Origin of the sequence: Algoriphagus lutimaris (assembly GCF_017051705.1) — a bacterium.
GTDB lineage: Bacteria > Bacteroidota > Bacteroidia > Cytophagales > Cyclobacteriaceae > Algoriphagus > Algoriphagus lutimaris.
The window spans coordinates 61,495-75,574 of record NZ_JAFIDJ010000004.1; the positions used below are offsets into that span (position 1 = coordinate 61,495).

Below are 14,080 nucleotides of genomic sequence, written 5' to 3' on the forward strand. Positions count from 1 at the left end.
AATGGTCACTTGCATTCGCCATAATTTACATGATTAGGCTTGGCCTTTTTGCTCAGGAACAACCAAAGCAAATCACCTTGTTTACAAATGTACAAGTCTTTGACGGAACATCAGATCAACTGATCAAGGCAGATGTATTGGTTGAGGGAAACCTCATTAAGCAAATATCAAAAGAACCATTGATGGTTGTGCAAACCGACAATGTTAGCATTATCGATGGGCAGGGCATGACCCTTATGCCTGGTCTCATCGACAACCATTGGCATACGGTATTTAATTTCTGGCCGGTAAGCAAACTATTAAATACAGATTTAGCGCACCTCGGCATCAATGCAGGCCACCATTCAGGAAAAACCCTGTTAAGAGGGTTTACTACGGTGAGAGATGTTGGGGGCAACTCTTTTGGTGTAAAAAAGGCTATAGATGAGGGCACCATTTTTGGTCCCAGGATATACCCTTCAGGACCCACGATTAGCCAAACTTCGGGGCATGGCGATTTTCTGGCGCCCAATGCAGTTCCTTCTAACCCGGATCAAGCATTAGATTACATTCAGAGAACAGGCCATACAATCATTGCGGATGGAGTGCCGGAAGTGACAAAAAGAACCCGTGAGGCACTTAGAATGGGTGCTACCCAAATCAAAGTGATGGCTGGCGGTGGAGTATCTTCTTTGTACGACCCGCTGGATGTTACCCAATATACCAAGGCTGAGGCCGAGGCTATGGTTGAGGTCGCCGCAAGTTGGAACACTTATGTCGCCATCCATGCCAATACCGATGATGCAATTCAAATGTGGGTAAGAGCTGGCGCAAAATCCGTCGAACATGCTTTTCTGATCACCGAAGAAACCGCTAAACTCATGGCCGAGAAAGGTGCATGGTTTAGCATGCAGCCCATCATAAACGATGAAGATGCCATTCGATTTGAAGACCCGATAAGCACAGCAAAATTTGTTGAAGTAACTGATGGTCTGGACAATGCGATTGCTTTAGCCAAAAAATATAAAGTGAAAACCGCATTCGGTACTGACATTCTCTTCGATGCCAAGTTGGGAGAAAAGCAAGGGAAATTACTCTCTAAACTGAAAAGATGGTACACTCCCTACGAAATCCTGAAAATGGCCACTTCCGACAATGCCGAATTGGTGAAACTCTGCGGCCCTCGCGACCCCTACCCACATCCTATTGGGGTTATCAAGGAAGGTGCCTATGCAGATATGCTTTTAGTTAATGGAAATCCCCTAGAAAACATAGATCTGGTTGCCGATCCCGATAAAAACTTCGCCATCATCATGAAGGACGGGAAGATTTATAAAAAAACTTTAAACTAAATCATGTTTTTAATAGAAATCGAAAGAAATGAAGAGAAGAAAATTCGTTTTTCTATCTACAGCCGCCAGTGCTGCTATAGCATCAGCACCTCTAGTTTCCTTTACTTTGAAAGAGGAAAATAAATTGAAAAAAAATAAAAAATTAAGAGTTTCCTATGTTGGCTTTTTCCATGAAACCAACACCTACCTCACCGAGGGCATGGGCGAAACCACGCTCGACAGAATGCGCACGTTCCGGGGCGATCAGATCAAAAATATGATGAAAGGAACTGCCATTGGTGGGGCAGTGGATGTGTGCGAAGAAGAAGGCTGGGACTTGCTGCCGGGTATTATGTACTATATAGACTGGTGCTTTAGCACGGTGAGCGATCAGGCTTGGAAAGATGCAAAAAAGGAGATCATGGACACGTTGAAATCACAGATGCCGATGGACATCGTTTACCTTGGTGTTCACGGTGCCGGCATGGTGAATAGTACGAATGATCTTGAAGGAGACTTGGCGGAGTCAGTTAGAAAATTAGTCGGAAAGAATACGATGATTGTCTGGAGTGGTGACCTACATGGCAAGATCACAGATAAAATGAAGGATAACATGAATTTCTTCAGTGCCTGCAAAGAATATCCTCATATGGATATGAATGCCTGCGCACGTGATGCAATGTATCGTGGTGCAGCCATACTGGCAGGAGAATCGCGTCCTACGCCTGCCTATCGCAAAGTGCCCCTGATGATGGGCATGAGTAATACCGAAGAGGAGGGAACTTTTGCCAATCGATTGAAAGAAAAGTGCATTGAAATAGAAAAGCGGCCCGGTGTTCTGAACTGCTCTGTTATGCATGGTTTCCCATATCAAGACAGCAATTTTTGTGGCGTGTACCCAATGGTCACTACCGAAAAAAACCGCAAGCTGGCAGAAGAACTGGTGGACGAACTGGCGCAGTGGATATGGGATCACCGGAAGGAGTCCATCCTCCCATTAGAAACTTTGGACAAAACGATGAGCACTGTGCTGGCCATGCTCGAAAAGGACGGCTACTATGTTCGTAAACTACCAACGAAAGGCGATATCATCGACCATACCCCGATCGTGATCGGGGACGCCGCGGATAATCCGGGTGGGGGAGCTGGGGGTGGGGGAACCCACCTACTAAAGGCTCTTATGGAGACCAAAGGCTTGGGGAAAGTCGCTTTCATGTCCATACACGATCCGGAAACTGCAAAGGCAGCAGTCGCTGCCGGTGTCGGAGCGACAATCGATGTGAGCCTCGGTGGCAAATTTGAGACATTGGCGGGCGAACCGATTAAGACCAAAGCCTATGTTAAATCCATTTCGGATGGGAATGAGACCGTTCGCGGGGGAACCGCTTTCAACGGCCCATTCCAGCTCGGCCCTACCGTCAGGCTGGTCATCGAAGCGGAGAATACGGTGGATGTCATCGTTATTTCCGGCTTATGCCAGACCTATGATGATACGCAGGGACGGCCACATGGTATTATCATTCAGGAATATGATGTGATAGGTGTCAAAAGCGGGATGCACTTTAGAGCATTCTATGAAAACTTCACCGATAAGTTACTGCTTGCTGATGTCCCTGGAACCACTAGCCGTGATATTACGCTTTTCGAGCATACCCAGCTCAAGTATCCTATCTACCCCCTAGACGAAAACGCAACTTTTAGTATGGGAAATTAATACAAATCGATTAAACGCAACGATTAATACTTAAAACAAAAGAAAAATGAAACATATCAAAACCATATTTTCAATTTTAATAGTCTCGGCATTTGTTGCAGTTCAACCGGCATTTCCTCAAAAACAAAATGGTGAAGTTATTTCTCAGAAGATCGAGAAACTCACAGAGAAGTTAGCAGGTCGCATCGGAGTGGCCGCACAGGAAATTGGCTCTAAGGAGACAATCACCATAAACGGCGATGAACAGTTTGTGATGGCGAGTACCTACAAGGTTGCAATTGCTGCTGCCGTGCTGGATCGTGTGGACAGGGGGGAGCTGCGGCTCGACCAGATGGTCGATGTCACACTCGATATGATGATGATCGGGGACGCTGCGCTTAATGGCAGATTCGTTCACCCTGGGCTCCAGTTGTCGATCGCGAACCTGATTGAAGTGATGATCACGGAGAGCGACAACACGGCGACCGACATCTCGATGGGGCTGGCCGGTGGCCCCGCGGCAGTGACCAAATATCTGCGCAGGATTGGGATCAGCGATTTCAGGGTCGATCGGTCGACAGGCGAGATCATCGGGGAGTTCTATGGTTTGCCGGGACCGGCCACGCATAAACTTGCCACAGAGGTCTTCAAGGCCCGGCCGGAGCTCTTGAAGATCCAGGGTGACCGCAATCTGGACTTCGAGGCAGATCCACGTGACCAAGCAACGCCCCTTGCGATGCTGCAGCTCCTGCTTGCCATTGACGGTGGCAAAGCGACGAGCTCCGAGAGCCGCGACTTCCTGATTAATGTCATGTCGCGCACGCGCACGGGCTCTGGCCGGCTCAAGGGGCTGCTGCCCAAGGGAACGCCCGTAGCGAACAAGACCGGAACCATAGGGGGAGTGGCCAACGACGTCGGCTATATCACACTACCCGATGGCAGACGTTTTGCGATTGTAGTATTCACTAAGAGTAGTACGACTTCCGAGGCAGATAGGGATAGAGCTATAGCCGAAGTTACCCGGACGTTATATGACTTTTATTATTTAAAGTAATTAAACGATCAACCTTCTTCATGCCTGAGATCTAATTGCAACGATGGTCAAAAGCGCCATTCGTTTCAACCAAGGTCTTAGGCATTTTTTATTAAGTTACTTTAATTAAAGGAATATAAAGAGACAAATCATGAATAAACCCTAATCATCATTACCTCTTAAGGAGAAAAATAATAAAACGCTACACCTATAAGATATTATTAAAAAAAGAAACATTTATCCAAAGTCTTCTTAAGTATAAGAACCTATATAATAGAAGAATACAAAGATCCATCTGCTTATATAAAATATATTTAACTGCAATAAAATAGTTTTTGTAGAAATAAATGTCAACACAGCAATCGATTCAATAAGAGACTTAATAAAAAAAAATTCACATTTTTTTCTTTGGAAATAAATAGAAAAAATATCTTCTCCTCTTTTTTACCATTGAATAGTTCAACCTTCCTTATCCAAGCCCGATTTATCGTTAAAACATTGAATAATAGGCCATCTTAACTTAATCTACAAACTAACAATACTTTTCCTGCGGTGTAGAATATATGCTTGAATTCCAAGAGGCGACTAACTACCCTTTTGATTTATTAAATCGAATTCAATTTGTGCCTAAGTATGAATTTTAATTAAAACGAGCTTTCACAAGTTATGACCTGATTTTTATTTAAAATACGACTTTAATACCTATAAATGCGACTTTAGTATGAGTTTATTGGTTTTTTGATTTCATATATTCACTTATAAACCAGCTAATTGTATTCTTACTATATATTAAAATCTTTAATAATAAGCCAAAAAAAAGAGATTCAGTAAATTTTGAGTAAACAAAATAGAGCCCACAACATGCTAAACATGGAGGCAAGTATGTCAAAATAGAAATAAACTCAAGAATGATTCATTTCAACCTTCTGCTGCAAAAATGCTTAACAGGGAATAAAAAGAAGTAAAATTCAATAAACAATAAGAGACAACGTATGACAGAAACAAGTTTCAACAATGGTTCGAAGGTTTCTTTTGACGATGCATGGCATTTCATCGTAAAGGTGGGCGTTGCCGCTCATAAATATGGCGCTACGTCAGGCAGATTAGAATCTTTGCTGACGAGCCTGTCAAAAAAAATGGGCTATCAGGGTGTATTCAAATCTACACCAGTAGAATTAACATTTGCAATGAAAAAATCTCAGGATTCTCCCCAGAGGATTGAAATTTTGTCTGTACCAGCTCCGGATATTGCATTGGATAAGTTGGCAAGATTGGGTGACGTCCTAAAGGAGGTTACATCCGGTGATTTATCATTAGCAGATGCCAATAATCGAATGGCTGCTATTGATGAAGCTCCTTTGCCATGGGGAAAGTTTCCGACTTTGTTAGGATACATATTTACTGGAGTAGGCCTTGCTCCACTTTTGGGCGCTGGAATGATAGATACCATTGCCGCAGCACTATTTAGTGCTTTAGTTTATGGTGTGGTTTCATTTTCTGTACGTATAGGAGGAGCTTTGGCGGCATGGGTACCCCTTACTACGGCACTAATTGTTAGTTTTTTGGCTACACTTCTAAAGTTATGGATAACAGATCTAAATATCTTATTAGTGATTATATCCGGCGTTGCAATTATACTTCCTGGATATTCCATCAGTCTTGGTGCTGGGGAACTAGTAGCGCAAAAAGTATTGTCGGGGATTTCTAATCTCATGAGAGGGTTAATTGTTCTTTTCATGCAGATTGCAGGAGCAGTGTTAGGAGGTGCTTTTGCGAGTCTTTTTGTTTCTGTAAGAATGGCCGGAGAGCAAAGCCCTTTAAGTCAATTTTGGACATTATCACTATTTCCCCTTCTTCTTGTAGGATTGGCTTTAGCATTTCAAACCTCAAAAAGAGATTTCCCCTGGGTTATTTTAGTTTCTGCCTTGGCTTACCTGGGAGTAATGTTTGGAAGTTCACTTTTGGATGGGAATTTGGGGAATTTGTTAGGCACAATAGTCGCAGTGGTGCTAGCTAATCTATGGGCAAGAAAAACTAGTCGCCCCACCTCCATTGTATTGATTCCAGCCATTGTGATGCTAGTAAGTGGTACTATTGGTTTTAGAGGTCTTGCCTCTATTGCGGTAGGAGATTTGGCGCTCGGTACGCAACAATTCTTTCAAATGTTCTTAGTGGCGATGACTGTGGTAGCTGGAATTATGATTGGCTATACGATAATACAACCAGAAGAAGGTCTATAGTGCAATGTCTAATTATTCAGAATGGTAAACTTAATTTCAAATAGTTCAAAATATCACAGTCTAAACCCTTCTTTTATGACTATACAAATTGATCTTTTACCGCTCTCAAGTTTTTATTCTCGACTAATTATAATTAAAAATTAATAAAATTCTTGATTCACAAAACATACAATTTTGAAACTTAACTATCCTAAAATAATTCTTGCAACCGTATTGTCATTGGCATCTTCATTGACGTTTGCACAAGAGGAAACTGAGCAAAATTCGGCAGAAATCGCTAAAGAATTGGCGAATCCCAACACCGTCCTGGGCACCATGAACTTTAACTTTGATTATATGCATTATAATGGCACTTTGCCTAATGCGAGAAGCCAAAACAGCTTTTCGATGAGTTTTCAACCTAGCCTTCCCATTCCTTTAAACAAGACTACTAATCTTTTTGTAAGACCAAATATTCCTGTTTATTTTTCACAGCCTGTTTATGGGCCGAATGGTTTCGAAAATGCAGGGGCCAACCTAGGAAATATTAGTGCTGATGTAGCGGTAGGAAAAACATTTCCATCTAAAACTATAGTTGTACTTGGTGGATTTGCCAGTTTCAGAACGGCAACAGACGACGCCTTAAAATCTCCCTATACTTTAATTGGTCCTGAATTAGCCGTGGGGCAGATTTTTAATTGGGGTGTTCTTGGAGCCATGGTAAATCACTCATGGAATGTAAATAAAATTGACCCAGCTTCTAATGACCGCTTTTCTAGTTTAGGTGACGATATATGGATAGTTTCGGAAGGGGGAGAATCTGCTAGTATTACTGCCGGTCAATATTTTTATGTAGTGACTTTACCAAACGCATGGCAAATCGCGGGGTCTCCAACCTGGTCTTATAATCACAAAGCCTCAAAAGGAAATAAATTAACATTTCCTATCGGGACTGGTATAAATAAAGTAACACATATTGGCAAATTACCTCTAAAATTGAGTATGCAATATTGGTATTATGCTGCGACTCCTGAAGCTTTTGGTCCTCAACACCAATTACGTTTTATTATATCTCCTGTAGTACCTTTACCATGGTAATAGCTGTGATAAAAATCCGATAGATTTATACTCGATTATTAATAACCCTATGAAACAAACTCTATTATTCACTTTAATTGCCTTGCTATTGACCCCAATTGCTTTGAAGGCTCAAGATTGGCATGCAGGCGACACGTTGAAAACAACAGTGCCTGAGGCAGACCGAATCAGTGATTTTCGGGAAAATATGATTGACTGGACTGGTCAAGATCTCATTGATGCCAATTTCCCAAAATCTTGGCCTCTTTTCGGAAGCAAGGCAAGAATGGCAATAGGCGGCTATGTGAAACTAGATTATATCCAAGATTTTAGTGGAGGCTATGACCGATACCAATACGAAATTCAAAATGTACCTGTCTCTGGTGATGGAAGAGTCCCGCAGAGTGGTTATATGAACCTTCATGCTAGGGAATCAAGATTTAATTTTGACATTAGAAGCATTACAGAGAGCGGTATGCCTTTACGGATTTTTATAGAATTAGACTTTTATAATATCACTGACCCTGAATTTAATCAAACACCGAGATTACGTCATATTTATGGTGTGATTGGCAGACTGCTTATTGGTAGGACATGGGGAACACATTCCGATCTTTTTGCTGTTCCTTCTACTATTGATTTTGCAGCTGGTGATGCTTTGACAGGAACACGTAGAGCTCAAATTCGATTTGAAGACAAAATAAGTGAGAAAATCAATTATGCATTTGCCTTGGAAATGCTTGAATACCCTGGAATTGATGGGAATAATTTTCCAGGAAAAGCAAGTCTCAGTCTTCCGTTAGCTGTCGGCAGATTAACAAAATTGACTTCCAAAAAAGGGCGTCTATTTTTTGGCCTTTCTGCATTCCAGTTGAGATATGATCGTCAGTCTACCGGTCCTAATACTTCTACTTTGGGTTGGGGAGCAAGCTTTAGCGGTCGAGAATATTTTTCCAGCAAACGACACTATTTCCGCTGGATGGCCTCATATGGAAATGGTTGGGGTAGTAATATTGTAGCAACACTTGGTTCTACTGCTTCAGCAGTTCTAAATCCTCAAGGAGAAATAGAAGCGATGCCGGCATGGAACCTTGGTACAGGAGTCGCTCTTAATTTATCGCCTGTTTTAGTTTCAAATTTCAATACCAATTGGTTTGGCCTGAATCCATCCGAATACCGATCTGAAGAAAAAATAAAACTCGGTGGATCTGGGCATCTAAATTTGATCTGGTCACCATTAAAATCATTAAACACGGGTGGGGAATTCATGATGCTCTATCGAGAAAATGGAGACGGTTCATCTGGCGTTGGAACTCGTTTACAGTTTATGGCCAAGTACATATTCTAAACGAAAAAATCCATTTTATTCTACATACTTACCCAATCGATGTTTTTCTTACGATCTTCCTATTTGTGTCTATTCCTTTGTTTAATGATGATAACGGGCTATTCAAATGCCCAATCAGATAGTACCAAAACAAAGAAGAAACTTAGTTTTAAAGACCCAGAAGATGGAGCTCTGGACTTGAGTCAGTTTCTTTTGGAAGCAAATGGGGTATTACCGGTAATTATCCCAATTACCGAACCCGCAGTTGGATATGGTGGTGGCGCCGCGATATTGTACTTTCATAAACGGAAAAAACAGTATTCAACCTATGTTCCCCCAAATGTCTCTGGTGTAATGGGGCTATATACTCAAAATAAAACATGGGGAGCAGGAGCATTTCATAGTCATATTTTTGGAGAAAATAGAGTGAGAACAATAACCGCTTTATTTAAACCAGATGTCCGGATCAAATATTATGGAAATGGAAGTGAATTTCTCTCAAAAAACCCGATTGGAATCAATTTGGACTCATGGGTTATCTTTCAAAAGGCCGAGTTAAGACTAGGTAAATCAAAGTTTTATGCAGGAGCATCCTATACTTATTTTAAAACAGATGTTTCTTTTGATACCATTCCCGGCAGACCTATTTTGAATGAAATAATTAAAAGACTGAATATAAATTCGACGGTAAGTTCGATAAAGCCGCACTTGACCTATGACAGTCGAAACAATGCTTTTACCCCTACAAAAGGAATAAAAGGTGAAGTAGCGGCAAATTTTAGCGCAGAATGGCTAGGATCCTCTGATAGCTTCAGTACAATGCACACCAACTTTTACGGATATCTTCCTATTTCTTCTCGCTTTAATTCTGCCTGGAGATTTGAGGGAAGCTATCTCCTAGGGGATGCGCCCTTTTATGCCTATCCTTTTTTGGATCTGCGAGGCATACCAGCCATGAGATACCAAGGGGATAATGTCATGCTAACAGAAACAGAGTGGACCTACAATGTCTACAAAAGGTGGTCTCTCATAGGATTTGTTGGAGGAGGTAAAGCTTTTTCTGAGTTCAGCGATTTTGCTGAGTCAGATTGGGCTTATACTTTTGGAACTGGTTTCAGATACAAGATAGCTCGACTTCTAGGGGTAAATATGGGAGCTGATTTTGCCTGGGGTAATGGAGAAGATTTTGCTTTTTACATAGTGTTTGGAAGTGCTTGGTTTTAATGAGATAGAAAAGGAATAGATTTTTTAGGCTATTCCTTTTCGCAATTCTTGGAAACTAAATCAGAGTTATTGTCAGCTTGATAAATTTATGCTCTCGCACTTTTCGAAAGAATAGTTATTTCTAAAAAAGGATTATCTTTTTAGAGTATGTAGATATTTTCCTTCGGAGGGCAGTTTAACAATTGAACTATTTTATCAAATCAAAGAAGATATTGATGAACTGATTGCGCTTATTGATAGTCAATTAAAGTAACATACAAACTTGTTTATCGAATACTTTTCCCAGTCTAACCAGTTTAATTTAAAGTCTGATTATTCCCGCCTCATTAACCTATTTCAATCCTTATAGCATTTCTCAAGAAATCCTCGAACTTTATCCATTCGACTAACCTAGATCACTATCATGCTTATCATTCCTGATGCGGAAATCATTCAATTGCTGGATTACAAAAAACTGATCGAAGCACTACGAGAAATTTTTCAGTCTGAATATACCATGCCTGTTCGGCATCATCATTTCTACCAAACTACAGAAGAGGATGAAAACACCTTGATCCTAATGCCTGTCTGGAACCAGAATTACCTAGGTATGAAGCAGGTCACCGTTGCTCCAGCGAATGCTTCCAAAAACATGCCTTCCATCTATGCCCAGTACATCTTGAGCGATGCCAAAACTGGCCGGCCCCTAGCGATGATGAATGCCACAGAGTTGACGGCACGAAGAACCGCTTGCACATCCGCTTTGGCTGCCTCTTTCTTGTGTAGAAAGGATGCGGAACATTTACTGATAGTAGGCGGAGGTAAAGTAGCCCAGCATCTGGTTCAATCCCATTCAGCGGTACGGGATTTTAAGAAAGTTAGCATTTGGATGCGAAACCCAGCTAAAATGGAAGCATTTGTAGCGAGTCTTAACCAACAAGGAATCCTTGCTGAAGGCGTGACCAACTTGGAAGAAGCTGCTCGCCAAGCAGATCTGATTTCATGCGCCACACCTGCAAAAACTCCCATCATTAAAGGTGAGTGGGTAAAACCAGGTACGCATTTGGATCTAATCGGCTCTTACAAACCGGACACCCGCGAAACGGATGATGATGCCATCCAGAAAAGCTCCATTTTCGTGGACTCAAGGGCTGGTGCCTTACATGAATCGGGTGAACTCGCCATCCCCATCGCCAATGGTATTATCACCAAAAATGATGTAAAAGCAGACATCGTAGAGCTGGTCAATGGTACCCATCCCGGGAGAATTTCCAAGGAGGAAATCACACTTTTCAAATCCGCAGGGTTAGCAATTGAAGATTTAGCTGCCGCATTATTGGTGTTTAAAAGTTATACCCCCTCCAATACTTAATCGAATAATTCTTGCAAGGATAAAAATCAATTATCAGCCCCAATTCAACACAAAGCCCGGTCTATTCAGATCGGGCTTTGGAATATTAAAACCCATTATACCAAGCCCATCCAATATCTCCGGGGTCAATGTATTCTTCGGAAACCACGATCTTCTCCAAGTACTTCATACTCTTAAATCCAATCTGTCTTTCCAATCTCAAACGAACAGGAGCACCATGGGGAATGGACAGATTTTTCCCATTCATCCCATAGGCCAAAATCGTCTGCGGATGAAATGCATCAATTAAGTCAATGCTATCCAACCAACCATCATAGGAATAAAAATTCACCCATCTTGCTTTAGGCATGATCCCGGCATGTTCCAATACCATGCGAAGTGGCACTCCAGTCCATTCTGCAATGGCGGTCCATCCTTCCTCACAGGTATGCCGAGTAATCTGTGTACGAGGCGAAAATCGCTTGAGTTGATTCAAGGAATAATTCCCGGGACGTGCAACTAATCCTTCCACCGGCAACTGCCAGTTCTCAAAGCCAGTTCGTAAGTGCTTATCGTAACTTTCACTAAAATATTCCTTGGAAGTGTCGGCAGGGTTGATAGTGCCTGTAGCAGGCATGGAAGAAATATCACTGAAGTTATATTCTTTGGCTAAGGATTTCTTGGAAAGCAAGGCCCGATGGGCAGCATAGGTAAAATTGTCGCCCATTCGAAGGATATTCCCATAGTTGGGAGGCATGGGTTGCTTGCATCCAGGAATCAATAATGCGCCCAATGCTGCCACCCCGGTTGTAAGGGCTGCTCGTCTCGTAATGATTTGTTGCCTCTTCTTCATAGCTATTTACCTAAAGTCATATATCTCAATTGGGCTTTAAAACCTGATAAAATAATCATCAGCACATGAACGATCAGAAATACCTCTAAAGACAAAGAGGAAAAAAAATGGATCGTTCGAGCAGATTGATATCCTCCGAAAATATCCAGCAAAAACGGATAGGCCGCCGTAATAGCGGGCGACATGGTAAAGCCAGTAATGATTGCCATGGGTAAACCAATGAAAATGATGCCCATGTACGAAAGCTTCTGTAAGAGGCCATAATGTGGACCACCGGTGGGAGGTGAAATTTTCAATCGGAAGTGATCTTTCAAATCCCTAAAGAACTGTGTTGGAGTCAACTCCTTCAGTTTAGGCCAAATATACTTTTGAAAGTGTCCACTAAACAAGCCAATTATCAGGTAAAAAAGCCCCGTTAAAACCAAGAACCAAGCCGCCAGGAAATGAAGGCTTCTTCCCCATCCATTTTGGTTAAACAATCTTTCTTCTCCTAGTCTTCCTGCGCTGATGGGAGAGTCTTGGACATCAAAAAAAGGTATCGATTCTTCCCAATCCGACCATTGGTAGTTTCTGCTGATGGGAAGTTCCAGAAAAGCTGGAGTCAAATCATTTCCCACTTCTCCCCAATACAATCTGGGATGAACCATCAGGATTTCAACACCAGTAAATACCAAAATCAAAAAACTTAAGGTAATTATCCAATGGGAGGTTTTAACCCATGGTTTGTGTTTTGCCTTTATTGAATTTTGCTCACTAGAAGTATTCATAAAATACAGCAATAATTTTTGAGTAGAACCCCTTGTATTTAAATGTACTATTTTATTTTAAAAACTCATGATTGTACAATTCCTTGAATAATTTCAAGTTTGAAATTCACTTTCGATCAAAATCTTAAATTCATATTCCGAAACTTTAAAAATGATTTTTTAGACTAAATTAGAGATTGTTGATTCAAGAAATTGAATTGAAAATACCATACCCCTATGCTATCATGAAACTTAAGCTTCGGTCTCTCCCACTTTTACTTTTCGCTTTAGCCTGCTCTTCACCTCCTGAAATCAAACCCCAGTTTGAGCATGACATCTCAAGTGGACCCACTCCATGGACCAGCGATTCCTTCGAACTGGAAGAAGAGGATTTCACCTTTGCAATCATTTCAGATCTTACCGGCGGAGAGCGTCCAAATATCTATGGAACTGCAGTGGGACAGTTAAATCGGCTAGATCCAACCTTCGTATTGAGTGTCGGTGATCTAATAGAAGGAGGCACAGAGGACACCCTGCAGCTCCAAAAAGAGAGGGATTCCTTTGATGGAAGAACCTCCAATCTGAATATGCCTTTTTTCCATTTGGGAGGAAATCATGACCTCACCAATCCTGTCATGCGGAAGTTTTGGGAAAATCGATTTGGGCGGAGATACTATCATTTTGTGTATGAAAACGTGCTGTTTCTAATGCTCGATTCTGAAGACTATGAGGAACAGCGAATGATAGAAATCTATGAAGCCAGGGCAAAAGCACTTCAGATCATCAATGGAGAAATCGAGGGAGTCTATGAGGAATCCGATTACTATAAGATGTCTGAGCGAAGTCTGGGAGGAATGAGTAATGATCAGTTTGAATACCATAAAGCTGTGCTTGAAAAATACCCGGATGTTAAATGGACTTTTCTCTTAATGCACAAACCGCTCTGGATGCATGAGGATGATAAAGGTTTGGAGAGATTGGAAGCTTTATTGGTAGATAGACCCTACACGGTATTCAACGGGCATTTTCATTCTTATTCACATCGTAAAAGATTAGGCAGGGATTACATTATGCTAGGAACTACAGGAGGTTCCCAAAACCCCAGAGACTCCATGGCTTTTGACGAAGTAACCTTGGTGAGAATGGATAAAGAACCAGTCATTACCACCTTAAAAATGGAAGGGATTTTGGATGAAACTGGGAAAGTTGCTGTGGTTTACGATAGTTTGAATCGGGAGAGAAAAGACTTCTAAAAAAGTCACTAATCT

At 41.6% G+C, this 14,080-nt stretch carries 11 protein-coding genes; 9 read left to right on the forward strand and 2 right to left on the reverse strand.

The window, feature by feature from the left end:
• Window positions 1-29 precede the first annotated feature (29 nt).
• From JYB62_RS18735 to JYB62_RS18770, 8 genes are all read left to right on the forward strand, one after another.
• Window positions 30-1,331, forward strand: coding sequence for a metal-dependent hydrolase family protein (locus JYB62_RS18735; RefSeq protein ID WP_205646938.1), 1,302 nt, complete (start codon window positions 30-32; stop codon window positions 1,329-1,331).
• Between the two features lie 28 nt (window positions 1,332-1,359).
• A complete protein-coding gene (locus tag JYB62_RS18740) occupies window positions 1,360-3,024 on the forward strand; it encodes a M81 family metallopeptidase (protein WP_205646939.1) in 1,665 nt (554 codons plus the stop codon).
• Window positions 3,025-3,070: 46 nt separating this feature from the next.
• Window positions 3,071-4,057 carry a class A beta-lactamase gene (gene bla, locus JYB62_RS18745; RefSeq protein WP_205646940.1) on the forward strand — a complete coding sequence of 329 codons (987 nt, stop codon included), beginning with the start codon at window positions 3,071-3,073 and terminating at the stop codon, window positions 4,055-4,057.
• A gap of 971 nt (window positions 4,058-5,028) precedes the next feature.
• A complete protein-coding gene (locus JYB62_RS18750; RefSeq protein ID WP_205646941.1) occupies window positions 5,029-6,276 on the forward strand; it encodes a threonine/serine exporter family protein in 1,248 nt (415 codons plus the stop codon).
• A gap of 174 nt (window positions 6,277-6,450) precedes the next feature.
• Window positions 6,451-7,353 (forward strand): hypothetical protein, encoded by a 903-nt coding sequence (locus JYB62_RS18755; RefSeq protein WP_205646942.1) that lies wholly within the window; start codon window positions 6,451-6,453, stop codon window positions 7,351-7,353.
• A 49-nt stretch (window positions 7,354-7,402) separates the two neighbouring features.
• Window positions 7,403-8,680, forward strand: a complete 1,278-nt coding sequence (locus JYB62_RS18760; RefSeq protein ID WP_205646943.1) for a DcaP family trimeric outer membrane transporter — start codon at window positions 7,403-7,405, stop codon at window positions 8,678-8,680.
• A gap of 84 nt (window positions 8,681-8,764) precedes the next feature.
• On the forward strand, window positions 8,765-9,883 hold the full coding sequence (locus JYB62_RS18765) for a BamA/TamA family outer membrane protein (RefSeq protein WP_205646944.1): 1,119 nt from the start codon (window positions 8,765-8,767) through the stop codon (window positions 9,881-9,883).
• 403 nt (window positions 9,884-10,286) lie between these two features.
• Window positions 10,287-11,234, forward strand: a complete 948-nt coding sequence (locus JYB62_RS18770) for an ornithine cyclodeaminase family protein (protein ID WP_205646945.1) — start codon at window positions 10,287-10,289, stop codon at window positions 11,232-11,234.
• A gap of 85 nt (window positions 11,235-11,319) precedes the next feature.
• Here the strand turns inward: JYB62_RS18770 and JYB62_RS18775 are convergent, their stop codons facing one another.
• Both JYB62_RS18775 and JYB62_RS18780 read right to left on the reverse strand, forming a co-directional pair.
• Window positions 11,320-12,066, reverse strand: coding sequence for a molybdopterin-dependent oxidoreductase (locus tag JYB62_RS18775; RefSeq protein ID WP_205646946.1), 747 nt, complete (start codon window positions 12,064-12,066; stop codon window positions 11,320-11,322).
• Window positions 12,067-12,068: 2 nt separating this feature from the next.
• Complete coding sequence (locus JYB62_RS18780) at window positions 12,069-12,833, reverse strand: cytochrome b/b6 domain-containing protein (protein WP_205646947.1); 765 nt, start codon at window positions 12,831-12,833, stop codon at window positions 12,069-12,071.
• Between the two features lie 224 nt (window positions 12,834-13,057).
• On the opposite strand from JYB62_RS18780, the gene JYB62_RS18785 reads away from it, so the two are divergent.
• Window positions 13,058-14,065, forward strand: a complete 1,008-nt coding sequence (locus JYB62_RS18785; protein ID WP_205646948.1) for a metallophosphoesterase family protein — start codon at window positions 13,058-13,060, stop codon at window positions 14,063-14,065.
• Window positions 14,066-14,080: the final 15 nt, after the last annotated feature.